The sequence below is a fragment of the Mycolicibacterium grossiae genome (genome assembly GCF_008329645.1).
GTDB classification, from domain to species: domain Bacteria; phylum Actinomycetota; class Actinomycetes; order Mycobacteriales; family Mycobacteriaceae; genus Mycobacterium; species Mycobacterium grossiae.
In genome coordinates this window covers 4,707,730-4,732,740 of record NZ_CP043474.1, presented here as the reverse complement: position 1 = coordinate 4,732,740, position 25,011 = coordinate 4,707,730, and the positions used below count along the sequence as shown (strand labels likewise).

The 25,011-nt window shown below is 71.6% G+C and carries 24 protein-coding genes; 10 read left to right on the top strand and 14 right to left on the bottom strand.

Annotated elements, in window-relative coordinates; genetic code table 11:
• Window positions 1-8: 8 nt before the first annotated feature.
• Window positions 9-2,525 carry a glycogen/starch/alpha-glucan phosphorylase gene (locus FZ046_RS22750; protein WP_070354323.1) on the bottom strand — a complete coding sequence of 839 codons (2,517 nt, stop codon included), beginning with the start codon at window positions 2,523-2,525 and terminating at the stop codon, window positions 9-11.
• Between the two features lie 101 nt (window positions 2,526-2,626).
• The gene (locus FZ046_RS22745) at window positions 2,627-3,367 is read right to left on the bottom strand and encodes an SDR family NAD(P)-dependent oxidoreductase (RefSeq protein ID WP_070354278.1); all 741 of its coding nucleotides are present in this window, start codon (window positions 3,365-3,367) and stop codon (window positions 2,627-2,629) included.
• Between the two features lie 88 nt (window positions 3,368-3,455).
• Between FZ046_RS22745 and FZ046_RS22740 the strand changes: the two genes are divergently transcribed.
• Genes FZ046_RS22740 through FZ046_RS22725 form a run of 4 tightly spaced genes read left to right on the top strand, consistent with a single transcriptional unit; the run spans window position 3,456 to window position 7,605 of the window.
• On the top strand, window positions 3,456-4,001 hold the full coding sequence (locus tag FZ046_RS22740) for a hypothetical protein (RefSeq protein WP_070354279.1): 546 nt from the start codon (window positions 3,456-3,458) through the stop codon (window positions 3,999-4,001).
• A 34-nt stretch (window positions 4,002-4,035) separates the two neighbouring features.
• Window positions 4,036-4,806, top strand: a complete 771-nt coding sequence (locus tag FZ046_RS22735) for a potassium channel family protein (protein ID WP_070354280.1) — start codon at window positions 4,036-4,038, stop codon at window positions 4,804-4,806.
• 47 nt (window positions 4,807-4,853) lie between these two features.
• Entirely contained in the window at window positions 4,854-5,882 is a 1,029-nt protein-coding gene (locus FZ046_RS22730; protein ID WP_070354324.1) for an NAD(P)H-dependent amine dehydrogenase family protein, read from the top strand.
• A gap of 1 nt (window position 5,883) precedes the next feature.
• A complete protein-coding gene (locus tag FZ046_RS22725) occupies window positions 5,884-7,605 on the top strand; it encodes an Hsp70 family protein (protein WP_070354281.1) in 1,722 nt (573 codons plus the stop codon).
• Here the strand turns inward: FZ046_RS22725 and FZ046_RS22720 are convergent.
• On the bottom strand, window positions 7,602-7,895 hold the full coding sequence (locus tag FZ046_RS22720) for a hypothetical protein (RefSeq protein WP_070354325.1): 294 nt from the start codon (window positions 7,893-7,895) through the stop codon (window positions 7,602-7,604). The two genes, FZ046_RS22725 and FZ046_RS22720, sit on opposite strands and share 4 nt — an antisense overlap.
• Window positions 7,895-8,548, bottom strand: coding sequence for a DJ-1/PfpI family protein (locus tag FZ046_RS22715; RefSeq protein ID WP_070354282.1), 654 nt, complete (start codon window positions 8,546-8,548; stop codon window positions 7,895-7,897). The genes FZ046_RS22720 and FZ046_RS22715 overlap by 1 nt, the downstream gene beginning before the upstream one ends.
• A 95-nt stretch (window positions 8,549-8,643) precedes the next feature.
• On the opposite strand from FZ046_RS22715, the gene FZ046_RS22710 reads away from it, so the two are divergent.
• Window positions 8,644-9,612, top strand: a complete 969-nt coding sequence (locus FZ046_RS22710; RefSeq protein ID WP_070354283.1) for a GlxA family transcriptional regulator — start codon at window positions 8,644-8,646, stop codon at window positions 9,610-9,612.
• 29 nt (window positions 9,613-9,641) lie between these two features.
• Here the strand turns inward: FZ046_RS22710 and FZ046_RS22705 are convergent, their stop codons facing one another.
• Window positions 9,642-10,727, bottom strand: a complete 1,086-nt coding sequence (locus tag FZ046_RS22705; protein WP_070354284.1) for a class I SAM-dependent methyltransferase — start codon at window positions 10,725-10,727, stop codon at window positions 9,642-9,644.
• Between the two features lie 45 nt (window positions 10,728-10,772).
• Here FZ046_RS22705 and FZ046_RS22700 point away from each other — a divergent pair, with 45 nt between their 5' ends.
• Entirely contained in the window at window positions 10,773-11,471 is a 699-nt protein-coding gene (locus FZ046_RS22700; protein WP_070354285.1) for an SHOCT domain-containing protein, read from the top strand.
• A 36-nt stretch (window positions 11,472-11,507) separates the two neighbouring features.
• On the opposite strand, the gene FZ046_RS22695 is transcribed toward FZ046_RS22700, so the two are convergent.
• Together FZ046_RS22695 and FZ046_RS22690 are read right to left on the bottom strand one after the other, a co-directional pair.
• Window positions 11,508-12,134, bottom strand: coding sequence for an MBL fold metallo-hydrolase (locus tag FZ046_RS22695; RefSeq protein WP_099045980.1), 627 nt, complete (start codon window positions 12,132-12,134; stop codon window positions 11,508-11,510).
• A 31-nt stretch (window positions 12,135-12,165) separates the two neighbouring features.
• Window positions 12,166-13,251, bottom strand: coding sequence for an S-(hydroxymethyl)mycothiol dehydrogenase (locus tag FZ046_RS22690; protein ID WP_070354287.1), 1,086 nt, complete (start codon window positions 13,249-13,251; stop codon window positions 12,166-12,168).
• Window positions 13,252-13,373: 122 nt separating this feature from the next.
• On the opposite strand from FZ046_RS22690, the gene FZ046_RS22685 reads away from it, so the two are divergent.
• The gene (locus FZ046_RS22685) at window positions 13,374-14,198 is read left to right on the top strand and encodes a serine hydrolase domain-containing protein (protein WP_070354288.1); all 825 of its coding nucleotides are present in this window, start codon (window positions 13,374-13,376) and stop codon (window positions 14,196-14,198) included.
• 113 nt (window positions 14,199-14,311) lie between these two features.
• On the top strand, window positions 14,312-14,827 hold the full coding sequence (locus tag FZ046_RS22680) for a DUF3145 domain-containing protein (protein ID WP_070354326.1): 516 nt from the start codon (window positions 14,312-14,314) through the stop codon (window positions 14,825-14,827).
• Here the strand turns inward: FZ046_RS22680 and FZ046_RS22675 are convergent, their stop codons facing one another.
• Window positions 14,828-15,748 carry a diacylglycerol kinase gene (locus FZ046_RS22675; RefSeq protein WP_246182842.1) on the bottom strand — a complete coding sequence of 307 codons (921 nt, stop codon included), beginning with the start codon at window positions 15,746-15,748 and terminating at the stop codon, window positions 14,828-14,830. It lies immediately after the preceding gene.
• On the bottom strand, window positions 15,745-17,334 hold the full coding sequence (locus tag FZ046_RS22670; RefSeq protein WP_149484372.1) for an FAD-binding oxidoreductase: 1,590 nt from the start codon (window positions 17,332-17,334) through the stop codon (window positions 15,745-15,747). Before FZ046_RS22670 ends, FZ046_RS22675 begins: the two co-directional genes overlap by 4 nt.
• Before the next feature lie 44 nt (window positions 17,335-17,378).
• Here FZ046_RS22670 and FZ046_RS22665 point away from each other — a divergent pair, with 44 nt between their 5' ends.
• A complete protein-coding gene (locus FZ046_RS22665; RefSeq protein ID WP_070354289.1) occupies window positions 17,379-17,963 on the top strand; it encodes a TetR/AcrR family transcriptional regulator in 585 nt (194 codons plus the stop codon).
• Entirely contained in the window at window positions 17,960-19,504 is a 1,545-nt protein-coding gene (locus FZ046_RS22660) for a glycerol-3-phosphate dehydrogenase/oxidase (RefSeq protein WP_070354290.1), read from the top strand. The genes FZ046_RS22665 and FZ046_RS22660 overlap by 4 nt, the downstream gene beginning before the upstream one ends.
• Window positions 19,505-19,575: 71 nt before the next feature.
• Here FZ046_RS22660 and FZ046_RS22655 read toward each other — a convergent pair whose 3' ends face one another.
• From FZ046_RS22655 to FZ046_RS22635, 5 genes are all read right to left on the bottom strand, one after another.
• Window positions 19,576-20,997: an acyl-CoA carboxylase subunit beta gene (locus FZ046_RS22655; RefSeq protein ID WP_070354291.1), complete on the bottom strand. Its 1,422-nt coding sequence runs from the start codon at window positions 20,995-20,997 to the stop codon at window positions 19,576-19,578.
• A gap of 45 nt (window positions 20,998-21,042) precedes the next feature.
• On the bottom strand, window positions 21,043-22,305 hold the full coding sequence (kasB, locus tag FZ046_RS22650; RefSeq protein ID WP_070354292.1) for a 3-oxoacyl-ACP synthase KasB: 1,263 nt from the start codon (window positions 22,303-22,305) through the stop codon (window positions 21,043-21,045).
• Between the two features lie 28 nt (window positions 22,306-22,333).
• Window positions 22,334-23,584 (bottom strand): 3-oxoacyl-ACP synthase KasA, encoded by a 1,251-nt coding sequence (kasA, locus tag FZ046_RS22645; protein ID WP_070354293.1) that lies wholly within the window; start codon window positions 23,582-23,584, stop codon window positions 22,334-22,336.
• Window positions 23,581-23,877 (bottom strand): meromycolate extension acyl carrier protein AcpM, encoded by a 297-nt coding sequence (gene acpM, locus FZ046_RS22640; protein WP_066897787.1) that lies wholly within the window; start codon window positions 23,875-23,877, stop codon window positions 23,581-23,583. The genes kasA and acpM overlap by 4 nt, the downstream gene beginning before the upstream one ends.
• Before the next feature lie 94 nt (window positions 23,878-23,971).
• Window positions 23,972-24,889 (bottom strand): ACP S-malonyltransferase, encoded by a 918-nt coding sequence (locus FZ046_RS22635; protein WP_083298344.1) that lies wholly within the window; start codon window positions 24,887-24,889, stop codon window positions 23,972-23,974.
• Window positions 24,890-25,011 lie beyond the last annotated feature (122 nt).

Here is a 25,011-nt window from a genome sequence, read left to right as displayed (position 1 = left end):
GCGGCGGGTCAGTCCTGCAGCGTCACCGTCACGGGGCCGACGTTCCAGATGTCGTCGCAGTACTCGGTGATCGCCCGGTCGGAGGAGAACTTGCCGCTGCGGGCGGTGTTGAGGATCGACATCCGCGACCACGCGTCGCGGTCCTGCCAGGCCGCCGCGACGCGGTCCTGACACTCGACGTAGGACGCATAGTCCGCGCACACCAGGAACGGGTCGTCGTGGCGCAGGTTGTCCACCAGCGGACGGAACACCTCGGTGTCGCCGTGCGAGAACTGGCCCGACGAGATGAGGTCGAGCACCGTGCGCAGCTCCTCGTTGGCGGCGACGTAGTCCTCCGGTCGGTAGCCGTCGCGCTTGAGCTGCTCGACCTCCGATTCGGTCAGGCCGAACAGGAAGAAGTTCTCGGGTCCCGCCTCGTCGCGGATCTCGACGTTGGCGCCGTCCAGCGTGCCGATCGTCACCGCGCCGTTGAGCATGAACTTCATGTTGCCCGTGCCCGACGCTTCCTTGCCTGCCGTGGAGATCTGCTCGCTCAGATTGGCCGCCGGGTAGATGAGGTGAGCGCTCTGGACGTTGAAGTTCGGGACGAACGCCACCTTCATCGCGCGGTTGACCTCGGGGTCGCCGTTCACCGTCTCGGCGACCGCGTTGATCAGCTTGATGATGCGCTTGGCCATGAAGTAGCCCGGCGCCGCCTTGCCGCCGAAGACGTAGGCCCGCGGGGCGATCTCGAGGCCGGGGTCCGCCTTGAGTCGCAGGTACTGCCGGATGATGTGCAGGACCGACAGGTGCTGGCGCTTGTACTCGTGGATGCGCTTGACCTGGATGTCGAACATCCACGTCGGGTCCAGCTCGACGCCGATCGTGGCGTGCAGATAATTCGACAGGCGGAACTTGTTCGCGCGCTTGATGTCCCGCCACTCGCGGCGGAAGTCGGGATCGTCGACGACGTCCTCCAGACCGCGCAGGCGGTCGAGGTGCGTCAGCCAGCCGTCGCCGATGGTGCGGTCCAGCAGACCGCGCAGGCCCGGATTCGAGAGCGCGAGGAAGCGCCGTGGCGTCACGCCGTTGGTCTTGTTGGAGAAGCGCTCCGGCCACAGCTCGTAGAAGTCCTTCAGGACGCTGGCCTTCAGCAGGTCCGAGTGCAGCGCCGCGACGCCGTTGATGGCATGGCTGCCGACGGTCGCCAGGTGCGCCATGCGCACGGTCTTGCCGCCGTCCTCACCGATCAGCGACATCCGGCGGACGCGGTCGACGTCGCCGGGGAAGTGGGCGCGCACCTCGTCGAGGAAGCGGCGGTTGATCTCGTAGATGATCTCCAGGTGCCGGGGCAGCGAGTCGCGGAACAGCTCCAGCGGCCACTTCTCCAGCGCCTCGGGCAGCAACGTGTGGTTCGTGTAGCCGAACGTCGCGACGGTGATTCGCCACGCCTCGTCCCAGGCCAGCCGGCGCTCGTCGACGAGGATGCGCATCAGCTCGGCCACGCCGATCGACGGGTGGGTGTCGTTGAGCTGCAGGGCAAATCGCTCGGGCAGGTCGACCAGCGATGCGTCGGCGAGGTCGTCCATGATGTGCACGACGTGCTGCAGCGAGCACGACACGAAGAAGTACTGCTGCAGCAGGCGGAGCCGCTTGCCGGCCTCGGGCTCGTCGTTGGGGTAGAGCACCTTGGTGACCGTTTCCGAGGTCACCTCGGACTCCACCGCGCGGTAGTAGTCGCCGGTGTTGAAGGCGTCGAGCGCGAACGACTCGACGGCGCGCGCACTCCACAGCGTCAGCACGTTGCAGGTGTGCACGCCGTAACCCTGGATGGGGGTGTCGTAGGCGACGCCCTTGATGACCTGGCGCGGCAGCCAGCGGACCCGCAGCGCGCCGGAGTCGTCGACGTACTGCTCGGTGTGCCCGCCCCAGTTGACGAGGTAGTTGACGTCCGGTTTGGCGATCTCCCACGGGTTTCCGTTGGCCAGCCAGTTGTCGGTCAGCTCGATCTGCCAGCCGTCGGAGAACTCCTGGCGAAAGATGCCGAACTCATAGCGAATTCCGTAACCGATCGCCGGCCGCTCGAGAGTGGCCAGCGAGTCGAGGTAGCACGCGGCGAGCCGACCCAGGCCGCCGTTGCCGAGGCCCGGCTCCGGCTCGCAGGCGAGCACCTCGTCGAGGTCCTGGCCGAGCGACGCCAGCGCGGACCCGGCGGCGTCCTCGATGCCGAGGTTCAGCAGGTTGTTCCCCAACTGCGGGCCCATCAGGAACTCGGCGGACAGATAACAGGTGACCTTCTTGCCGAGGTCGAGCGAGGTCTGCGTGGACGCCACGCGGTTGTCCTGCATGCGGTCGCGCACCGCGAGGGCCAGCGCCCGGTAGTAGTGCTCGGGCCGCAGCGCCGCGGCCGGCCTGCCGATCGAGTACCGCAGGTGGTCGGTGATCGCCTCCCGCAGGTCCTCGGCGTCGAGGCCGGTACGGACGTGCGAGGGATCGGCGGGTGCGGAGGAGTCGGGGCGCTCGGAGCCCTGGACGACGTCGGTCACCGCGCGATTGTGGCAGCGCCGCGCGCCCACCGCATGCGCAGCCGGCGTCGCCGGAATGAATTCGTCACGACCGCCGGGCGACGGCGCCGGTGACGTCGCGCCTACCCGGCGCCCTTGCCGTTGTCGACGCGGTACACCGCGCCGTGGACCGCGGCGGCGTCGTCGCTGGCCAGGAAGGCGATCGTCTTCGCGACGTCGACGGTCTCCATGAAGCCCCGCGGGGACGCGATGCGCATGATGAGGTCCCAGTCGGCGCCGTCGGGGGCACTGAATTCGGTGGTCTGCGCCGTCGGCATGCCGCCGGGGCACACCGCGTTCACCCGCAGGCGTTCCTTGGTGAACTCGATTGCCAGCGCACGGGTCAGCCCCACCAGGCCGTGCTTGGCGGCGCAGTACCCGGCGGAGTACACCTCGCCCTCGACACCGGCGATGGAGCTGACGTTGACGATGTTGCCGCCGGTCTCGAGCAGCGCCGGCAGCGCCGCGCGGCAGAGGTAGAAGGGGCCGTTGAGGTTGACCGCGAGGTCGCGCTCCCACTCCTCGTCGGTCATCGTCGCGGTGTGCCGCATCTGGTGATAGCCGGCGACGTTCACCAGGACGTCGAGCCGGCCGAACGCCGCCACGCACGCGTCGACGGCCGCGCGACACGCGGCGGCCGAGGTGACGTCGGTGGACAGGTGACGTCCGCCGGGAACGTCGGCGAAGACCTCCGCCATGCGGTCGCCGTCACGGGCGATGCCGAACACCGTCGCGCCACGCTCGGCGAACAGCCGTGCCGTCGTCGCGCCCAGACCGGCCGACGCACCGGTGATCAGGGCGACCTTGCCCTCGAGTGTGGACATCACGCTGCTCCTCGACTCCGCGGCTCACCGCAGCCTCTCATGCGACCGAACCGCAGACGGTGCCGGTGTTCGCTGAGATACTGCCCCCATGACGCTCACCCGGTTGCTCGCCGCCGCCGCCACCGTCGCCACCACCGTCGCCGCGGCCTCGCTCGGTCTCGCCGGACCGGCGCAGGCCGACCAGGTGATGGAGGGCGTGTACACCTACACCCAGGGTGACGTGGTGGCGGAGTGGACGATCTACCCGAGCTGCGTGCCCACGGTCGGCGACCTGCGCGACAACCTCGAACTCCCGGTGGCGTGCCGGCTGCACGTGGCGCCGACGCCGTCGACCAAGGTGAGCGGCGGCGACGCCCGGCTCGCAGGCGGGGTGTGGCAGTTCTCGACGAACAAGAAGGACGGGCTGACGTGCCCGGACGGCAAGACCACCGCGCCGATCATGGAGGTCTACGAGTTCGACGACCGTACGATGTCGGGCACCCGCCAGGTGTCCTACGGCGACGTCTGCGACGGTCAGGTGGCCGCAAACCTCATCAAGACCCCGTTCACGCTCGCCTACGAGGGGCCGCTGCCGCTGCCGGTCGACCGCTACCCCCTGTACTGCGAGCCGGGTGGTCTGAAGCGCTGCTTCTGACGGGCCGCCCAGGTTCGCCGTTTAAGGTCACCCGGTGACCGCTGAGCCCACCCGCCTCGCGCGTTTCGAGCGCCGCACCGAATGGCCACTGGCGGCGGTCGCCGTGCTCTTCCTGGTGCTGTTCTCGGTGGACGTGCTGGCCAACCCGACCGGAACGCTGGACTCCGTCCTCAGTGCGGCGACCGCCGCGACCTACGCCGTGTTCGTGGCCGACTACCTCGCCCGGCTGTACCTCGCCCAGCCCCGGGGGCGGTGGTTCATCCGCCACCTGCTCGACCTCGCGATCATCGCGTTGCCGGCGCTGCGGCCGCTGCGGCTGTTGAGCCTCGCCGTCGTCATCGGGGCGCTGCAACGCGCGATCGGCCACAACATCCGGGGGCGGGTCATCGTGTTCACCGCCTCGGGCGCGGCGATCATCGTCTACGGCGCCTCGCTGGCGATTCTGCAGGCCGAGCGCGACCACAACGACAAGATCGCCAACTTCGGCGACGCGCTGTGGTGGTCGTTCACGACCGTGACCACCGTCGGCTACGGCGACACCGTCCCGGTCACGGTGGCGGGCCGGTTCGTGGCCGTGGCCCTCATGGTCGCCGGGGTGAGCCTGCTCGGTGTCGTCACCGCGACGCTGGCGTCCTGGATCGTCGAACGGGTCGCCGAGGAGGACACCGCGGGCACGGCCGCCACGGCCGCGCAGATCGACCAGTTGCGCAGCGAGATCGCCGAACTCACCGAGACGCTCCGGAGCAACGCCGGGCCCGCCTATGGTGAAGCCGACCACTCGACCGGAGGGAGGGGCGACGCGTGAACGCCAGCAAGCGCATCGTCGTGTGGGGCACCGGCTTCGTCGGCAAGATGGTGATCGCCGAGATCGTCGACCACCCCTCCTTCGATCTGATCGGCGTCGGGGTCAGCAACCCGGACAAGGTCGGCCTCGACGTCGGCGAGATCTGCGGTCTGGGCCGAACGATCGGCCTCGCGGCCACCGACGACGTCGACGCGCTGATTGCCCTGCGGCCCGACGCGCTGGTGCACTACGGGCCGACCGCCGCGCAGGCCGATGACAACATCACGCTGATCACGCGCTTCCTGCGCGCGGGCATCGACGTGTGCTCGACGGCCATGACGCCGTGGGTGTGGCCCGCGATGTCGCTCAATCCGCCGAACTGGATCGAACCGGTCACCGCGGCCTGCGAGGCCGGCGGCGCGTCGTGCTTCACCACCGGCATCGACCCCGGCTTCGCCAACGACCTGTTCCCGATGACCCTCATGGGGCTGTGCGGTGAGGTCCGCTCGGTGCGGGCGTCCGAACTGCTCGACTACACGAACTACGAGGGCGACTACGAGTTCGAGATGGGCATCGGCAAGCCGCCCGAGCACCGGCCCCTGCTGCAGAACCCCGACATCCTGGTGTTCGCCTGGGGCGCAACGGTTCCGATGATTGCGCATGCCGCGGGAATCGAACTCGACGAGATCACCACCACCTGGGACACGTGGGTCACCGACACCGAGATCGAGACCGCCAAGGGCGTCGTTCGGCCCGGCGACGTCGCCGCGGTGCGGTTCACGATCAACGGCGTCTTCCGCGGCGAGACCCGCATCTCCCTCGAGCACGTCAACCGGGTGGGGGAGGGATCGGCGCCGGACTGGCCGACCGGCAACCAGAAGGACGTCTACCGCGTCGAGATCGAGGGCAGCCCCAGCATCTCGCAGGAGACGGCCTTCCGGTTCACCGACGGCTCCGGCCGCGATGCGGCCGCCGCCGGATGTCTCGCGACCGGCATGCGCGCCCTGAACTCGGTGCCGGCCGTCAACGACCTGCCGCCGGGCTGGGTGACGCCGCTCGACCTGCCCCTGATCGCCGGCGTCGGCACGATTCGCTGACGTGTCCGGTATCGGGTTGTCCGTCGGCGCCGCGTCGTTCACCGCGGTGGCGGTGGATCGCGCCGCGGTCCGGCGCACCGCCGTGCTCACGCTGTTCGGCCACCGGCCGCCCGAAGTCGGCGTACCGGCCGAGAACCCGGCGCTGGCGGCGGAGCGAGGCCTCGTCGTCACCGACTTCGTCGACCGCGTCGGTGATCCCGTGCCACTCGTCGCCGCCGACGGATCCACCCACCGTGCCGAGGCGCTGACCGCCGATGCGCTGCGCGCCATGGTGCACGCGCTGCCGCACCCCGGCGACGAGCCCGTGGGCATCGCGCATCCGGCGCACTGGCGGCCCCCCGCCGTCGAGGCGCTGCGCGGTGCCCTGACGGCGCGACCGGACCTCGCCCGCGCGGTGCTGCTGCCCGACGCCGTCGCGGCGCTGACGGCGCTACGGGCAGACCCCGGACTGCCGGCCCGCGGCGTCGTCGCGCTGTGCGATCTCGGGGCGACCGGCACCAGCATCACGCTGGCCGACGCCGCGGGCCTGACGCCCATCGCCCCGACCGTGCGCTACCCCGACCTGTCCGGTGACCTCGTCGATCAGGCCTTGCTCGCGCACGTCCTGCGTCACGCCGCCGACTCTGCCGACCTCACCGGTACATCGGCGATCGGGTCGCTGGCGCGCCTGCGTGCACAATGCCGCGCCGCGAAGGAGAGGTTGAGCGCTGCCACCGTCACCACCCTGACCGCCGACGTGTCGGGCCGGGAGGCCGAGATCCGGCTGACCCGGGGCGAAGTGGACGACGTGCTGCGCCAACCCCTCGCTGACTTCCTCGCCGAGATCCGGGACGTTCTGCAGCGCAACGGTGTTCGTCCGGTCGAGCTGGCGGCGGTCGCCACCACCGGTGGCGGCGCGCGGATCCCGCTCGTGACGACGACGCTGTCGGAACATCTGCGGGTCCCGATCGTCACCGGACCCACCCCACAGCTGGCCGCCGCGATCGGTGCCGGACTGGCCGCGGTGCGCGGGACGGGCGCCGGTGAGGCGACCGCGCTGGCCCCGGCTGTCGCTCCGGTGGTCGCGCCGGTCGCAGCCGCGGATCTCCCCACCGGACTGGCGCCGGCCGCGGCCGCTCCGGCGCTGGCGTGGTCGGCCGCCGACGAGATCCCCGACGTCCTCCCGGCCGTCGACGAGCGGACCGACGACCCCGACGAACCCGAGGCGGCACGGCCCCGGTTCGCCTTCGCCGAGCCCGAGGACGCCCCAGCCCCACCGCCACCGATGTACCGGCGGCCGGCCGCGCTGCTCGCCGCCGGCCTGCTGGCGGTGCTCCTCGCGATCGGCGTGGCCGTCTTCGTGGTCGCCACCCGCGACGACGAACCGGCCGAATCGCCCGCCACCACCACGCCGACCGGCCCCGTGACGACCACGCTGCCGTCGACGTCCGCCGCTCCCGAACCCACCGAGGCTCCCGCCGCACCGCCGGCCACCGTCACCCCACGGGCACCGAGGACGCAGGCGCCCGCGCCGCCGCCGGCCACCGAAGCGCCGCCGCCCGCGACCACCGAGGCGCCACCGCCACCGGCCACCACCGAGGCGCCACCGCCACCGGCCACCACCGAACCGCCGCCGACGACCCAGGCGCCGACGACGAATCCGCCGGTCATCCCGACGCTGCCCTACCAGACCATCCCGGGTCTGCCGTTCGTGCCGTCGCCGTTCCAGCCGCAGCAGCCCTAGCCCGGCGGGCGGCGGGTGCCCGTGACGGTGGTCCGTGGCAGCCGCCCGGCCCGGCTGTGGCCGTGCAGCGCATCGCCGTCCACGGTGACGTCGAAGGCGAGGTGCAGTCGCATCGGCCGGCGCACGGACTGTCGCCACGTCGCCCGGGCACCGTCGACGAGGAGGTCGACGAGGTCGACGGTCTCGTCCCCGAGGGTCGCCGTGCCCGTGACGTCGTCGAAGACGTACACCGGCCGCAGGGATCCGATCGGCGTGGTGATCGTGACGTCCCAGGTGCCGTCGAGCACCATCAGAACTCCACCGGCGTGCGGCCCGTCGCGGACCACACGGTGCCGCGCCGCTCGTAGCCGAACAGGTCGGCGACGGCGAGGGCGATGCGGGCGCCGAAGTCGCGCTCGAGCAGGTACAGCGCCAGGTCGAGCCCGGACGTCACGGCGCCGGACGAGACGAGGTCGCCGTCGTCGACGACGCGCGCCGAGACCGCGTGCACTCCCGTCGCGTCGAGCACCTCCATGCCGAGGTGGTGCGTCGATGCGTGCCTGCCCTCGATCAGCCCGGCCATCGCCAGGGCCAGGGCGCCGCCGCACACGGTCGCGACGGTCACCGCCGGCTCGGCCAGCGCCGCCCGCAGGGGCTCGGCCGCCGGGCCCTGGGCGAAGCGCGCCAGCAGCACCGGGATGGTGTCGACACCCTCGTCGGGGTCGCCGACCATCGGCCCGACCGCCCCCGGGACGATGACGTAGCCGCCCCTGGTGGGGTCCAGCGCTGCCGTCGCGTCCAGGCGTAAACCGTTGCCGCTCAGCACGCTTCGCGCACCCTCCGCGGACACCAGCGTGACGGTCAGCTCACCGCCCAGCGCCTGCCCGCCCGCGGAGAGCACCTCGAAGGGGGCGATGACGTCGAGCGGGTCGAATCCGTCGAACAACACGATCTGCGCTTCCATGCCGAGAAGCGTCGCCGACGCGGAGGTCCCGCAACAGTGTCCAGAAAGACAATCGGCAACGGGATCTTGCCAAGGCCCCTGCTAACCTCGCGTGGGTGCACACCATCGCGGTCCTTGCCCTCCCGGACACCGTGGCCTTCGACCTCGCCACCCCGGTCGAGGTGTTCGGCCGCGTCGACGTGGACGGACGCAATCCGTACCGCACCGTGGTCTGCGGTAGCGCGCCCGTCGTCGACGCCGGCCCGCTGCGCATCGCCACCGACCACGGTCTCGAGACGCTCGCGGAGGCCGACACGATCGTGGTTCCGGGCCGCAACGACGTCGTCACCCCGGTGGCGGACGACGTCGTCGCGGCGTTGCGCACCGCCTACACCGCGGGGAAGCGCCTGGCGTCCATCTGCTCCGGTGCCTTCACGCTGGCGCAGGCCGGCCTGCTGGACGGACGGCGCGCCACCACGCACTGGGTGGCCGCCGACGTGTTCCGCGCCGCGTATCCCGCGGTCGACCTCGACCCCGACGTCCTGTACGTCGACGACGGCCAGGTGCTCACGTCCGCGGGGGCGTCGGCCGGACTCGACCTGTGCCTGCACATGGTGCAGCGCGATCACGGCGCGGCGGCCGCGGCCCACGCCGCCCGGCTCGCGGTCGCGCCGCTGCACCGCAGCGGCGGTCAGGCACAGTTCATCGTGCGGAACGTGGCCGCTGCCACCGCCGCCCGGGTGCTGGGCAGGCAGACCCGACTCGACGACCTGCTGGCCTGGTTGGAGACCGAGGCGCACCGGGACCTGACGCTCGACGACGTCGCCGCCCGAGCGGCGGTCAGCGTGCGGACGCTCAACCGGCGGTTCCAGGACGAGACCGGGCAGTCGCCGATGCAGTGGCTCGCCGGGGTGCGGGTCCGCCACGCCCAGCAGCTGCTGGAGAGCACCGATCTGGCCGTGGAGCGGATCGGCAGGGAGGTCGGCTTCGCCTCACCGGCGAACTTCCGCGAGCAGTTCCGCCGGCTCGCCGGCGTCTCGCCGCAGGTCTACCGGACGACGTTCCGCGCCCGCATCGCAGGCTGATCGTCAGAACGGCTCGGGGAGACGCCGCCTCACGTGCGGGGCATCTTCTTCTCGATGACGACCTGCGCCAGCGGGATGCGCACCTCCTCGGGGTGGGCCGCGAGCCGCGCGGCGACGCCGGCTTCCAGCGCGTCGTGCAGCGTGCCCCGGTCACCGGGCCGGTCCGGCGCCAGCGCGGCGTCGAGGATGCCGAAGAGTGCCGCCCGTGCGAACGCCGCCCACTGCGCGCCGAAGACGTCGGCCTTGCCATCGCTGCGGTACTGCCGGTAGAACCGGTCCTCCCCGTCGAACAGGTCGAGGTGCACGATCGACGACTCCTCGAACGTCCCCGACGGGGCGAACGGTGACTCGAAGTCCTTGGCGGTCCGCCCCACGATCGGGATCGTCATCGCCGCCCGCTCCGCGGCGCTGAGCAGTCCCCGGCCCACCAGTTCGGCCAGCGCGTCGGTCATGGCCTCGACCACCGGCCGGAAACCCAGCTGTCCATCGGCGTCGAGGCCCAGCGTCATCACCACCAACCGGCCGCCGGGGCACAGCTCACGGCCGCGGAATGCGACGAATTCGTGCCAGTCCAGTGCGGCCTGCCGCGCGTAGGCGGCGCGGACCGCGGTGTCTCCGCTGTAGGCGGCGAGCAGGTGATCGCCGACCGGCATGGGCACCCGCCCGAGCCAGTGCAGCGCCCACGCCGACCAAGCCAGGTTGACGCTGTTCGACGGCAGGATCTGGGTGAAGTAGGACCGCCCGACCGCGGAGCCGAACGCGGCGCGGTCGTGCTGCAGGTAGGAGTGCGGGTCGTCGGCCAGCGTGCGGAACAGCGCGGTGAAGTCGTTGTCGGGCAGGTCGGTGTGCGTCACCAGGATCGAGTGCTCGGGCTGCGTCCGCCTGCGCAGCGCGGTGATCGCCGCGCACATCGGCAGCATGGAATTGAGGCCGGTGCCCGCGCCGTAGTCGGCGACGACGATCGGGCGCGGCGACCGCGGGATGGACACTTCGGCGGCGGCGGCCTCGAAGAGGTCCATCGCCTTGCGCAAACCGGCGGCCTGCAGTCGCGACGCAGCGCTGTACCAGCCGCTGTCCTTCGGCTCCGGTCGGACGACCACACTCGACTCGGGCATGTACGAACGGTAGCTCGCAGAACGCGCCCATGTCAGACTGCGGCCATGAATCGGGGGACCGCTCCGCGGCTGCTCACGGTCATCGCCGCGGTGACCGCGATCGCGTCCGCCATCGGGTTCGTCGCCACCCTCGTGCTGGGCGCCGTACTGTGGGACGACTTCGACGCCTACGGCGAGGTGCCCATCCCGGGATCGGCCGAGGTCCACCTTCCCGCAGGCGAGGTGGTCATCAGCTTCCACACTCCGATCATCGGCAGCTCGGGCGGCGGCGGACTGCCGGTGCCCCGGATGTCGGTCGCCATCGACCCGCCCGACGGCGTTGCCGACCCGGTGCTGACCGAGGACATCGGCGGCACCACGACCGTGAACGGTGATGCGCGCGTGCGGGTGTGGTCCGCCCGGGTCGCGGCCGAGGGCACCTATCGGATCACGACCGAGGGCCGGGTCAGTGCGTACGTGAACCCCACGCTGGCGTTCGGCCAGCCCAACCGCCGCGGCCACCTGCCGGTGATTCTCGCGGTGGTCTTCGGCATCGCGCTGGTCGATCTCGTCATCGCCCGAGTCTGGGCGGCGCGCGTGCGTCGCCGCGCCGTCCCGCTCGCCGGGCCGTCGGGATACGTGGTCCCCACCGATCAGGGGATCCGCATCGAGGCCCTCGACACGCTCAGCCGCCTGCGTGACTCGGGCGCGCTGACCGACGCCGAGTTCGCCGCCGAGAAGAAGCGGATCCTCGACGGGTACTGACGGGGACGGGTACCGACGGCGACGGGTACCGATGGCTCAGTGGCCGCGCGCCACCCAGTCGTCGTAGTGCACGATCTCGCCGCCGACGGTGGTGGTGTCGCCGTGGCCGGTGTAGACCACCGTCTCGCCGGGCAGGGCGCCGAGGCGCCCCTTGATCGACTCGAGAATGGTGGGGAAGTCCGAGTAGGACCGGCCGGTGGCTCCGGGGCCGCCCTGGAACAGCGTGTCGCCGCTGAACACCGCGCCCAGGTCCGGCGCCGACCAGCACACCGAGCCCGGGGAATGGCCCGGGGTGTGCAGTGCCCGCAGTTCGACACCGCCGACGCGCAGCACCAGGCCGTCGTCGACGGCGCGGAAGTCGCTGTCGGGGTGCGTCATTCGCCACAGCACGTCGTCGGCCGGGTGCAGGAACACCGGGGCGTCGAGCGTGCGGCCCAGTTCCGGCGCGACCGTCACGTGGTCGTTGTGGCCATGGGTGCACACCACGGCGACGACGTTGCGGCCGGCGACGGCCTCGACGATCGGCTCGGCGGTGTGGGCGGCGTCGAACACGATGACGTCGTCGTCGTCACCGACGAGCCAGATGTTGTTGTCGACGTCCCAGCTGCCGCCGTCGAGTTCGAAGGTGCCGCTGGTGACCAGCCGGCTGATCGACGCGCTCATCTGCATGCTCCGTTCTTCGCGCAAGCGCTCATCACAGGATCACCACCGAGCGCAGCACCTCACCGGCGTGCATGCGGTGGAAGGCCTCCTCGATGCCGTCGAGTCCGATGCGCTCGGACACGAACTTCTCCAGGGGCAGACGGCCCTGGCGGTACAGGCTGATCAGCGTGGGGAAGTCGCGCTCGGGCAGGCAGTCGCCGTACCACGACGACTTGAGCGATCCGCCGCGGGAGAAGAAGTCGACCAGCGGCATCTCGAGTGTCATGTCCGGCGTGGGGACGCCGACGAGGACGACGGTGCCGGCGAGGTCGCGGGCGTAGAACGCCTGCTTCCAGGTCTCCGGGCGCCCGACCGCGTCGATGACGACGTCGGCGCCGAAGCCGTCGGTCAGGTCCTGGATCGTCTCGGTGACGTCGAGTTCGCGGGCGTTGATGGTGTGCGTGGCGCCGAAGCCGCGTGCCCAGTCGAGCTTGGTGTCGTCGGTGTCGACGGCGATGATCTTCTTCGCCCCGACCAGGGCGGCGCCGGCGATCGCCGCGTCGCCGACGCCGCCGCAGCCGATCACCGCCACGGTGTCGTCGCGGGTGACCGCGCCGGTGTTGATCGCAGCGCCGATGCCCGCCATGACGCCGCAGCCCAGCAGTCCGGCCACCGCCGGGTCGGCTTCGGGGTCGACCTTGGTGCACTGGCCCTCGTGCACCAGCGTCTTGTCGGCGAAGGCGCCGATGCCCAGCGCGGGGGTGAGTTCGGTGCCGTCGGTCAGCGTCATCTTCTGGGCGGCGTTGTGGGTGTCGAAGCACAGGTGCGGGCGGCCACGCTTGCAGGCCCGGCACTGGCCGCACACCGCGCGCCAGTTGAGGATCACGAAGTCACCCGGGACGACGTTCGTGACGCCTTCGCCGATCGCCTCGACGGTGCCGGCCGCCTCGTGGCCGAGCAGGAAGGGGTATTCGTCGTTGATGCCGCCCTCGCGGTAGGTCAGGTCGGTGTGGCAGACGCCGCACGCGATGACGTCCACTACCACCTCACCGGGGCCGGGGTCGGGGATGACGACGTCGACCACCTCGACGGGTTGCTTCTTGCTCCGGGAGATCACACCGCGCACTGTCTGACTCATGGCACCAACCTAATGGGTCGGGGGCTGGCGGATACGGGTCCGGGCCTGGTGTGATCGACGTCGATGAACGCGCTGATCGACCACCTCGCCGACGCCCGCCCCGCGCACCGCGGCCTCGGCCGATGAGCGCGCTCGACGCGCTGGTCGACTGGCCGGTGTCCGCGTCGGCCGCGGCGGTGGTCGGGCCGTCCGGCGTGCTCGCCGAGCACGGCGACGTCGAGCGTCCGTTCGCGCTGGCGTCGGCGACCAAACCGCTGGTGGCGCGGGCCGTGCAGGTCGCCGTCGAGGAGGGCGCCGTCGACCTCGACCAGCCCGCCGGGCCGCCCGGCGCGACGGTCCGGCACCTACTGGCCCACACCTCCGGTCTCGCGATGCGCTCCGACGACGTCATCGCCGCGCCCGGGACCCGACGGGTGTACTCCAACACCGGTTTCGCCGTCCTCGCGGAGTTCGTGCAGGAGGAGTCGGGCATCGACTTCGTCGAGTACCTGCGCGACGCGGTGCTCGCGCCGCTCGGGACGTCGGCCACGGAGCTGACCGGCGGGGCCGCGGCGGCCGGGTACGGCGCCCACGCGTCGGTCGCCGACCTCGCGCTGTTCGCCCGCGAGCTGCTGCGGCCGGCGCTGGTGTCGGCCGAGCTGCACGCCGACGCGATCACCGTGCAGTTCCCCGGTCTGGCCGGGGTGCTGCCCGGTTTCGGCACGCAACGCCCGAACGACTGGGGCCTGGGCTTCGAGCTGCGCGACGGCAAGTCGCCGCACTGGACCGGGTCGGACAACTCGCCCCGCACCTTCGGCCACTTCGGTCAGTCCGGCACGTTCCTGTGGGTGGACCCGGAGGTGGACATCGCGCTGATCGTGCTCACCGACCGCGACTTCGGCGACTGGACGCACGAGCTGTGGCCTGCGATTTCTGATGGAGTCCTGAGAGAAATCGCGGCACACTAGCGCAACAACAGTCACACAGGGCACAATGGACACGCTCGACACACCGAATTCCATTCCTTCGTTACACCAGGCCGTTGGGGAAGACGTCCCAGGTGGAGCCGAAGGAGCAGAAGATGCGTGCGTCGAACCAATTCGCCGACGCGACGACCGGTGTGGTGTACGTGCACGCCTCGCCCGCGGCGGTATGCCCACACGTGGAGTGGGCGCTGTCGTCGACCCTGTTGGCGCGCGCCAACCTGCGGTGGACGCCACAACCGGCCATGCCGGGGCAGTTGCGCGCCGTCACCAACTGGCGCGGTCCGGTCGGCACCGGCTCCGCGCTGGCGCATGCCCTGCGGGCCTGGTCGGTGCTGCGCTTCGAGGTGACCGAGGACCCCAGTGAGGGCGTCGACGGCCACCGCTGGTGCCACACCCCGCAGCTCGGGCTGTGGAGCGGTGCGATGAGCGCCAACGGCGACGTGATGGTCGGTGAGATGCGGCTGCGCAGCCTGATGTCCTCGGGCGCCGACACGCTGGCCGCCGAACTGGACACGGTGCTCGGCACCGCCTGGGACGAGGCGCTCGAGCCGTACCGCAACGGCGGCGGCGACACCGGTGAGATGACCTGGCTCAACCGCGGGGTCGGCTAGTCACCTCGCGGGCCGCCTGATTCGCAGCGCCCGCGGGACGGCCGCGACCTCGACGGGCAGCGGGCACGCGTACTCGCCGTCGGCGTAGGCGTTGATGCCGGGCGAGTCCACCGTGATGTGCGCGGCCCGTGCGGTCCGGACCTCGTCGAGGTCGACGTGGGTGCCCTTGAAGACGGTGGGGAACAGCCGGATCAGCTGGGTCCGCGACGCGGACGCCACCATCGTCACGTCCAGCAGTCCGTCGGTGGGGTCGGCCCCGGGGCAGATGAGCATCCCGCCGCCATAGCTGCGGGTGTTGCCGAAGGCCGCCAGCGTCAACGGGGTCTCGACCTCGCGGACACCACCGGCGCCGTCGTCGAACACCAGTCGGAACGGCAGCAGGCGCAGCCGGGAGATCTCCGCGACCATCGCGAGGTTGTAGCGCATCCGGCCGTGCGGCCACGTCATCCGGTTCGTGCGATCGGTGACCAGCGAGTCGAACCCCGCCGCCATCACCGTGCCGAACCAGCGGTCGGTGCCGTCCGCGCCGCGGATCCGGCCGAGGTCGACCGTCTCGGTCACCCCGTCGAGCACGACGTCGGCGGCCGCCGCCGGATCACCCGTCGGCAGACCGTAGGCGCGCGCGTGGTCATTGCCGGTGCCCGCGGGCACGATGCCGAGCGGAACCGGGCCGCATGCCAGGGCCTGCAGTGCCACTGACACGATGCCGTCGCCGCCGACCACCACCAGCGCGTCGGTGCCGCGGGCGAGTTCGTCGTCGACGAGGCGGCGCGCGTGCAGCGCGTCGGTGCCCACGATCGACCGGACGTCGACGCCGCGCTGCTGCAACCGCGTCACCGCCCGCTCGGCGGCGTGGGGCGCGTTGCCGTGCCCGGACGACGGATTGGTCAGGACGGTGACGCAGCCGATGCCGGTGCTCACGCGCGTGGCGGAATCAGCTTGCCGGGGTTCATGATTCCCGCCGGATCGAGGACGCCCTTCACGGCGCGCAGCACCTCCACGCCGAGGTCGCCGATCTCGTCGCGCATCCACGGCCGGTGGTCGGCACCGACGGCGTGATGGTGGGTGATGGTGGCGCCGCAGCGCACCATGGCGTCCGAGGCGGCGCGCTTGGCGCTGCGCCACTGCGCGGCGGCGTCACCGCGTTGCGCGGCGACCACCGTGAAGTACAGCGAGGCGCCGGTGGGGTACACGTGCGAAATGTGGCACATCACCAACGCGGACGTGCCCGAATCGGCGAGGGCGCCGGTCAGCGCCTCGGTCACGGCGGCCTTCAGGGCGCCGACGTTCGCCCAGGTGGTCGCGGTCTCCAGCGTCTCGCACAACGCGCCCGCCGACAGCAGGCCGTCGCGCAGGTACGGCGCGCCGAAACGGCCGTGCTCCCAGGCTCGCGCCGGCGCCTCGCCGAGTGACGTGCCGCCGTGGGCCGCCAGCAGCGCGCGGGTCTCGGCGTGCCGGCTGTCGGCGTGCTCGGCGGTGCCCTCGAACAGGGTGATCGCGAGGCAGCCGCCGGTGACGGTCCGTTCCCCGATGCTCTCGGTCGTCGCGAGGTTCACGCCGGTCTCCGCCTCGTCGGAGAGCCGCAGGACGGTCGGTCCGGTGCCGGTTTGCGCGACGGCGCGCAGCGCGTCGGCTCCGGTGGCGAAGTCGGGGAACGACCACGCCTCGTAGCGGGTCACCTCGGCGCAGCGGTGCACCCGCACCCGCACCCGTGTGATGACGCCGAACACGCCTTCGGAACCGACGACGAGCTGGCGTAGGTCCGGCCCGGCGGCGGACGCCGGGGCCCGGCCCACGTCGAGCACGCCCGCGGGCGTCACCAGGCGCACGCCGCGCACCATGTCGTCGAATCGTCCGTAGCCGGCGGAGTCCTGCCCCGACGACCGGGTGGCGGCGAAACCGCCGATGGTGGCGAACTCGAAGCTCTGCGGGAAGTGGCCCAGCGAGAAGCCTCGCGCGCCGAGCAGGCGCTCGGCCTCCGGACCGGTGACGCCGGCGCCGAGTTCGGCCTCGCCGGACACCTCGTCGAGATCGTGCAGCACGCTCAGCCGTCGCAGGTCCAGCGACACGACGGCACGGAAGTCGCCGCGCACGGGGTCCAGGCCGCCCACGACGCTGGTGCCGCCACCGAAGGGCACCACCGCGATGCTGCGGCGGGCGCAGTAGTCGAGCACCGCCGCCACGTCGTCGTCGCCACCGGGCAGGAGCACCGCGTCGGGTGCGTCCTGCACACCGGTGTGCCTGCGGCGCAACAGATCCAGCGTGGACTTGCCGCCCGCGCGCAGCAGGCGGGCGTGATCGTCGGTGATGCAGTGCTCCGCGCCGACGAGGTCGCGCAGCGCCGCGGCGTCGGTGGCCGACAGCGCTGACGGGCGCAGCCGCACCCGGTCCTCGGTCAGCTCCTCGGCGGGTGTGGCGTCGACGCCGAGCGCCTGGTGCAGCAGGGAGCGGATCCCGTCGGACAGGGGCTTGGCTGCGGCGGGGTCGCCCCACGCGTTCCAGGCCATCGGCGGGTGAAGGTCGACCTCGGGCATGCGTTACAGTCTTACACATGGTGTCAATCAGTAACGACGCGGTGGCGCAGCCCGTGGAGGACCGCATCCTCGACGCTGCCGCGAGCTGCGTGCTGGCCTACGGGGTCGACCGCGTCACGCTCGCCGAGATCGCCCGGCGCGCCGGGGTGAGCCGGCCGACCGTCTACCGGCGCCACCCCGACACCCGCTCGATCCTGGCCGCGCTGCTCACCGCCCGGATCGTCAGCGCCTTGGACGCCGTTCCGGCCGGCGGCGTGGGACGCCCGCAGCTGGTGGCCCGGATCGTCGCCGTCGCCGACCTGTTGCGCGCGGAACCCGTCATCATGGCCGTGCTGCACCAGGCGCCGGACCTCGCGATGGTCTACCTCTCCGAGCGGCTCGGCACCAGCCAGCAGATCCTGCTCGACGCCGTCGCCGACGAGATCGCCGCGGCGCAACGCGACGGCAGCGTCCGTGACGGGGACGTCCGCCAGCTCGCCGCGATGTGCCTTCTCATCACGCAGTCGACGATCCTGTCCGCCGACGTGGTGGCGCCGATCCTCGGGTCCGACCGGCTGGCCGGCGAACTCGCCCGCGCGCTGGACGGATACCTGCGGCCATGACCGGCTCGTCCGCCCTCACCGCCGCCCGCCGCACCGCCGACCTGCAGGCACTCGGCGACGGCGCCGCCGTGGACGTCGTCGTCATCGGCGGCGGCATCACCGGTACCGGGATCGCCCTGGACGCCGCGAGCCGCGGCCTGTCGGTGGTGCTCGTCGAGAAGCACGACCTGGCCTTCGGGACCAGCCGGTGGAGTTCGAAGCTGGTGCACGGCGGCCTGCGCTACCTCGCCACCGGGAACGTCGGCATCGCCCGGCGCAGCGCCATCGAACGCGGAATCCTGATGTCGCGCAACGCGCCTCACCTGGTGACCGCCATGCCGCAGTTGGTGCCGCTGCTGCCGTCGATGAGGACGCCCGCCCGCGCGCTGGTCCGGGTGGGCTTCCTGGCCGGCGACGGGCTGCGGGCGTTGGCCGGCACGTCCGCGGACACGCTGCCGTGCTCGCGTCGCATCGCGGCCGACCGCGCGATCGCGTTGGCGCCCAACGTGCGTCGCGCCGGCCTCGACGGGGCGCTGCTCGCCTACGACGGCCAGCTGATCGACGACGCCCGCCTGGTGGTCGCCGTTGCGCGGACGGCCGCGCAGCACGGCGCCCGCATCCTGACCCGGGTCGCGGCCGCCGACGCGACCGGCACCTCGGTCCGCCTGACCGACCAACTGACCGGCGAGAGCACGGTGCTCGCAGCGCGCGCGGTGATCAACGCCGCCGGGGTGTGGGCGGGCGACGTGGACACCGCACTGCGACTGCGCCCGAGCCGCGGCACGCATCTGGTGCTCGATGCGGCGGCGTTCGGGCACCCGACGGCCGCGTTGACGGTCCCGATCCCCGGCGAGCTGAACCGCTTCGTGTTCGCGATGCCCGAGCAGCTCGGCCGGGTATACCTGGGGCTCACCGACGAGGATGCGCCGGGGCCGATCCCGGACGAACCCCAACCGACGCCCGACGAGGTCGCGTTCCTGCTCGCCACCGTCAACACCGCGCTCGACGTCGCGCTCACCGAGTCCGACGTCATCGGCGCCTACGCCGGGCTGCGGCCGCTCATCGACACCGGTGCCGTCGGCGCCGACGGGCGCGGCCGCACCGCGGACGTCTCGCGTGACCACGCGGTCACCGAATCGGCCAACGGCGTCTTCAGCGTCATCGGCGGCAAGCTCACCGAGTACCGGTACATGGCGCAGGACGTGCTGGACCGTGCGCTCGCCGAGCGGCGCATCGCCGCGCGACCGTGCCGCACCACCGATCTGCCGCTGGTCGGCGCGCCGGCCAATCCCGTCGGCGACGGCCGGCCGGACGCCGCGCTGCCCCGGTCACTGGTGGCGCGCTACGGCGCGGAGGCGTCGCACGTGTTCGCCGCGGCGACGGGTGACCGCCCGCGCGACGCGGTGGCCGAGGGCATCGACGTCACCCGCGCGGAGTTCGAGTACGCGGTCACCCACGAGGGCGCGCTGACCGTCGACGACGTCGTCGACCGGCGCACCCGCATCGGCCTGGTCGCCGCCGACCGCGCACGCGTCACGGACGTCGCCGCGGAATTCCTCTGACCAAGCGATTTCGGCGCGCTCACATTCGCTGAGCGAACGTGAGCGCGCCGAAATCCCGAGTGGGCGGGGGGTTACAGCGGGATGTTCTTGTGGCGGCCGCGGCGGGCGGGGGCCTCGGCGAGCGCCTGGGTCACCACGCTGCGAGTGTGCGCCGGGTCGATCTTGGCGTCGACGACGCCGATTTCGATGGCGCTGTCCACGCCGCCGGCGATCTTCTCGTGCTCGGCGGCGAGCTGCTCGTGCAGCGCCTCGCGCTCCTCGGGCGCGGCGGCCGCGAGCTTGCGCTTGTGCAGGATGCCGACCGCGGCCTTGGCGCCCATGACGGCGACCTCGGCGTCCGGCCACGCGAACACCTTGGTGGCGCCGAGCGAGCGGGAGTTCATCGCGATGTAGGCGCCGCCGTAGATCTTGCGGGTCACCAGCGTCACCCGCGGCACGGTCGCCTCGCCGAACGCGTGCAGCAGCTTCGCGCCGCGGCGCACCACGCCGCCCCACTCCTGGTCGACGCCGGGCAGGTAGCCGGGCACGTCGACGACCACGACGAGCGGGATGCCGAACGCGTCGCACAGCCGCACGAAACGCGCTGCCTTCTCGGCACTCTCGGAGTTCAGGCAGCCGCCCAGGCGCAGCGGGTTGTTGGCCAGCACGCCGACCGAGCGGCCCGCCAGGCGGCCGAGGCCGACCACCATCGAGGGGGCCCACTTGGCCTGGAACTCCTCGAACGGGGCGTCGGCGTCGAGCAGGGCGCTCACCAGCGGGTGCACGTCGTAGGCGCGGCGGGCCGAATCGGGCAGCAGCGCCGCGAGATCGGTGTCGCCGGCCTCGGCCTTGCTGCGGTCGAAGTGGCCCTGCTGGCAGAACAGGCCGACGAGGCGGCGGCCGCGCTCGTAGGCGTCGAGTTCGTCGTCGGCGACGATGTGGCAGACGCCGGACTTCTTGTGGTGGGTGTCCGGGCCGCCGAGCGACGCCATGTCGACGTCCTCACCGGTGACGCTGCGGACCACGTCGGGTCCGGTGACGAACACGCGGCCCTCCGGGGCCATGATGACGACGTCGGTCAGCGCGGGACCGTACGCGGCGCCACCGGCGGCGAAGCCGACGACGACGGAGATCTGCGGGACGTAGCCGGAGGCGCGGATCATCGCCTCGAAGACCTGACCCACGGCATGCAGGGCGCGCACGCCCTCGGCCAGCCGGGCACCGCCGGAGTGCCAGATGCCGACGATCGGGCTCTGCTCCTCGATCGCGGTGTCGTAGGCGTCCACGATGTGCTTGCAGCCCTCGATGCCCATGGCGCCGCCCATGACGGTGCCGTCGGTGCAGAAGGCGATGGTGCGCACGCCGTTGACGGTGCCCGACGCGGCCAGCACGCCGGACTTGTCGCGCTCGTGCAGCAGCTCGACGCTGCCGTCGTCGAAGAACGTGGCGAGGCGCAGCAGCGGGTCGCGCGGGTCGAGGGACTCGGCGGCAGTCTCCGGGGCCATGGTCGTCATCCAAACCTCCTGTAGTTCCCCGACTTCGGCGTCACCGCCGGGAAGTCAGTACCTTCCGAACGCGAGCGCCACGTTGTGGCCGCCGAATCCGAATGAGTTGTTGATCGCGTACTCGTAATTGCCCCGTCGTGGTTCCCCGGCCACCACGTCCAGATCGATCTCCGGATCGAGGTTGCGCAGGTTCAGGGTGGGCGGGACGACACCGTCGCGCAGGGCGAGCACCGTCAGGATCGACTCGACCGCGCCGACGGCGCCGACCGAGTGCCCGAGCGCCGACTTCGGCGCGTACACCGCGGGCCGGTTGGCGCCCAGGGCGTTGTTGATGGCCTTGCCCTCGGCCACGTCGCCCACCGAGGTGCCGGTGGCGTGCGCGTTGACGTGGTCGATGTCGCCGGGCTGCAACCCGGCCAGTTCGATGGCCCGGCTCATGGCCCGGCCGGCCTGCTCGCCGGAGGGGTCCGGGGCCACGATGTGATAGCCGTCCGAGGTGACGGCGGCGCCCATGAGCCGCGCGATGATGTTCGCGCCGCGGGCCTTCGCGTGCTCCTCGGTCTCGATGACCATCAACGCGCCGGCCTCGCCGAAGACGAAGCCGTTGCGGTCGACGTCGAACGGGCGGCAGGCGCCCGCGGGATCGTCGTTGGTGGTCGAGAGCACGATGCGCATCTGGGCGAACCCGGCGATGGGCACCGCCTCGATGCGTGTCTCCACCCCGCCGCAGATGGCGACGTCGGCGTCGCCGAGCACCACCGACCGCCAGGCGGTCGCGATGCCCTCCGAGCCCGACGCGCACGCCGACACGGGGGTGACGACGCCGGCCCGGGCGTTGCGCTCCAGACCGACCGCCGCCGCGGGGGAGTTGGGCATGTACATCTGCACGGCCAGCGGGGAGACCGCGTCGGGGCCCTTCTCCCGCATGCCGTCGTAGGCGTAGAGCAGCTCCTCGCTGCTGCCCATGCCGGTGCCGATCGACACCAGCAGACGCCGGGGATCGACCGTGGGGGAACCTGCGTTCTCCCATGCCCGGCGGCCCAGCACGGTGGACATCTTCTGCAGGTAGGACAGCCGGCGCAGTTCGTCGCGCGTCAGCTCGTCCTCGAAGTCCTCCAGCAGATGTCCACCGATGCGGACCGGCAGGTCGTACTCGTCGACGAACGGGTCATCCAGCAGCCGGATGCCGCTCTCACCGTCGAGCAGCCGCTTCCAGGTGCCCTCGGCATCGGTCGCCAACGCCGTCGTCATCGCGAAACCGGTGACGACGACGTTGGGGAAACCGTCGCCGGTCGACTGTCGGGTCAACCCTGCCATTGCTGCTCGAACGTTCCCTTCTCGACCGTCAGTAGCGCCCGAAGGCCAGGGCGACATTGTGTCCACCGAAGCCGAACGAGTTGTTGATGGCGTACTGGTAGTCGCCGTACCGAGGCTCACCCGCAACGACATCGAGATCGATCTCGGGGTCGGGCGTCTCGTAGTTCAGCGTCGGGGGAATGACGCCGTCACGCAGCGCCATGACCGTCAACGCCGACTCCAGAGCGCCCACGGCACCGATCGAGTGGCCCAGCGCCGACTTCGGCGCGTAGACCGCGGCGTGCTCCACACCGGCGACGCGAATGGCGTTGGCCTCCGCGGTGTCACCGATCGGCGTGGCCGTCGCGTGCGCGTTGACGTGCTGGATGTCACTGGGGGACAGGCCTGCCGTCTCCAACGCCCGCTTCATCGCCGCGCCGGCGCGTGCGCCGTCCGCCGCGGGAGCCACCATGTGGAAGGCGTCCGACGTGATGCCGGCCCCCATCAACCGGGCCAGCGGCTTGGCGCCGCGGGCCTTGGCGTGCTCCTCGGTCTCGATGATCATCATGCAGCCGGCCTCGCCGAACACGAAGCCGTCCCGGTTCTTGTCGAACGGGCGCGACGCGCCGGCCGGATCCTCGTTGCGGGTCGACATGGCGCGCATCATCGAGAACGCCGCGATGGGCAGCGCTTCGATGCCGCCCTCCACGCCGCCGACGACCGCGAAGTCCGCGTCACCCATGACGACCTGGCGCCAGCCGTGGGCGATGGCCTCCGACCCGGACGAGCACGCCGAGACCGGGGTGATGACCCCGGCGCGGGCGCCCAGCTCCAGGCCGGCGACCGCCGCCGCACCGTTGGGCATGATCATCTGAACGGCGAGCGGGGACACCTTGCGGGGCCCGCCCTCGTTCATCGCGTCGTAGGTCTCGACGATCTTCTCGCCGCCACCCAGGCCGGTGCCGATGATCACGGCGAACCGGTCCGGGTCGACCTCGGGCTTGCCCGCGTTCTCCCAGAGTCGACCGGCCAACAGCTTGGACATGCGCTGCACGTACGACATGCGACGCATGTCGATGCGAGTCATGTGGCTGTCGACGTCGTCGACCAGGTGACCGCCGATGCGCACCGGAAGGTCCCACTTGGTGACGAAGTCATCCTCGAGGACGCGGATGCCGCTTTCGCCCGCCAGCAGGCCCTTCCACGTGCTCTCGATGTCTGCCGCGAGGGACGTGGTGGCCTCGACGGCGGTCACCACGACACTCGGGAACCCGCCGTTAGCAGTGGAAGGACGGGTCATTCCGAGCCGAACTTCTCGCGCAGCGCGGCGGCAGCCTCGGGGTTCTCTTCCTCGAGCTTCTGGATGTAGGCGACGACGTCACCGACGGTGCGCAGGCCGGCGAGGTCCTCGTCGGGGATCTTCACGCCGTACTTGTCCTCGGTCTGCACCGCGATCTCCACCATCGACAGCGAGTCGATGTCCAGGTCGTCGACGAAGCTCTTCTCCGGGGTCACCTCGGACGGCTCGATGCCCGTGACCTCTTCGATGATCTCGGCGAGACCGGCGATGATTTCTTCCTGGCTGGCAGCCACAGTGGCTCCTTCTATCTTCTTGGCGATTCGGCACTCCGGGGTGGAGTGCCGCATGACGTACTGCTCGGGTGTTCGGTGGTTCTGGCGGGTCGCGCTACAGCTCAGCGAGCCCGTCCAGGTCTGCGGGGGTCTTGACGGCGTACGTCGGCACACCCCGAAGTTCTCGTTTGGCGATGCCGACCAGCGTCCCGGCGGGCGGGAACTCGATGATCGCCGCGACCGGGCCGGCGGCCTGGTCGCGCAGGTAGGCGGTGCACAGGTCCCAGCGCACCGGCCGGGTCAGCTGGGCGACGAGCTTGGTCATCGCGTCCGCGGCGGTGGTGACCGGCTGGCCGTCGGCGTTGGACAGCAGCGTGGTGGTCGGCTCCTGCGCGGTGACCGCGTCGGCGGCCGCCGAGTAGCCGGTCAGTGCCGACGCCATGTACTGGGTGTGGAACGCGCCCGCCGTGGCGAGCTTGCGCACCCGGGCCTTCTCCGGCGGATCCTCGGCGAGCTTGTCCAGCGCGGACACCGCACCGGCCGCAACGATCTGTCCCGCGGCGTTGCGGTTGGCCGGCACCAGGTCGAGCGCCTCGAGGCGCCCCAGCACCTCGGCCTCGTCGCCGCCGAGGACCGCGGCCATGCCGGTGGGCTCCAGCGCGCACGCCTTGGCCATCTCCGCGCCGCGGGTGGCGGCCAGGGTGACGGCGTCGTCGGCGGCCAGCACGCCGGCGATGGCGTAGGCGGCGATCTCACCGACCGAGTGGCCCGCGGTGACCGTGGACTTGCCGTTCAGCAGACCGCGCTTGGTGACCTCGTCGAAGGCCAGCAGCGTCGCGGCGACCACCAGCGGCTGGGTGACCGCGGTGTCGGTGATCTCCTCGGCGGTGGCGGTGGTGCCGAGCCGGGCGAGGTCGAGGCCGATCGCCTCGGACCACGCGGCGACGCGCTCGTCGGCGCCGGGCAGCTCCAGCCACGGGGAGAGCATGCCGGGGGTCTGAGATCCCTGTCCTGGCGCAAGCAGGGCAAGCACGGGTTCGTGAGGCACGAATTAAGAAAACACTGTGAAGACGGATTCGGGCGGTGTAAGAGATTATGAACCTCGTCTTAGGTTTTTGTGGACCCTCTACAAAATGGGCCCGCGATGGGACGTCA

Coding starts and splice junctions, on each gene's coding strand:
- kasA (WP_070354293.1), bottom strand. CDS start 23,584: ATGACCCGTCCTTCCACTGCTAACGGCGGGTTCCCGAGTGTCGTGGTG.
- FZ046_RS22685 (WP_070354288.1), top strand. CDS start 13,374: ATGAGCGCGCTCGACGCGCTGGTCGACTGGCCGGTGTCCGCGTCGGCC.
- FZ046_RS22655 (WP_070354291.1), bottom strand. CDS start 20,997: ATGACGACCATGGCCCCGGAGACTGCCGCCGAGTCCCTCGACCCGCGC.
- FZ046_RS22740 (WP_070354279.1), top strand. CDS start 3,456: ATGACGCTCACCCGGTTGCTCGCCGCCGCCGCCACCGTCGCCACCACC.
- FZ046_RS22695 (WP_099045980.1), bottom strand. CDS start 12,134: ATGAGCGCGTCGATCAGCCGGCTGGTCACCAGCGGCACCTTCGAACTC.
- FZ046_RS22660 (WP_070354290.1), top strand. CDS start 17,960: ATGACCGGCTCGTCCGCCCTCACCGCCGCCCGCCGCACCGCCGACCTG.
- FZ046_RS22690 (WP_070354287.1), bottom strand. CDS start 13,251: ATGAGTCAGACAGTGCGCGGTGTGATCTCCCGGAGCAAGAAGCAACCC.
- FZ046_RS22700 (WP_070354285.1), top strand. CDS start 10,773: ATGAATCGGGGGACCGCTCCGCGGCTGCTCACGGTCATCGCCGCGGTG.
- FZ046_RS22665 (WP_070354289.1), top strand. CDS start 17,379: ATGGTGTCAATCAGTAACGACGCGGTGGCGCAGCCCGTGGAGGACCGC.
- FZ046_RS22730 (WP_070354324.1), top strand. CDS start 4,854: ATGGTGATCGCCGAGATCGTCGACCACCCCTCCTTCGATCTGATCGGC.
- FZ046_RS22715 (WP_070354282.1), bottom strand. CDS start 8,548: ATGGAAGCGCAGATCGTGTTGTTCGACGGATTCGACCCGCTCGACGTC.
- kasB (WP_070354292.1), bottom strand. CDS start 22,305: ATGGCAGGGTTGACCCGACAGTCGACCGGCGACGGTTTCCCCAACGTC.
- FZ046_RS22670 (WP_149484372.1), bottom strand. CDS start 17,334: ATGGCCTGGAACGCGTGGGGCGACCCCGCCGCAGCCAAGCCCCTGTCC.
- FZ046_RS22745 (WP_070354278.1), bottom strand. CDS start 3,367: ATGTCCACACTCGAGGGCAAGGTCGCCCTGATCACCGGTGCGTCGGCC.
- FZ046_RS22720 (WP_070354325.1), bottom strand. CDS start 7,895: ATGGTGCTCGACGGCACCTGGGACGTCACGATCACCACGCCGATCGGA.
- FZ046_RS22705 (WP_070354284.1), bottom strand. CDS start 10,727: ATGCCCGAGTCGAGTGTGGTCGTCCGACCGGAGCCGAAGGACAGCGGC.
- FZ046_RS22680 (WP_070354326.1), top strand. CDS start 14,312: ATGCGTGCGTCGAACCAATTCGCCGACGCGACGACCGGTGTGGTGTAC.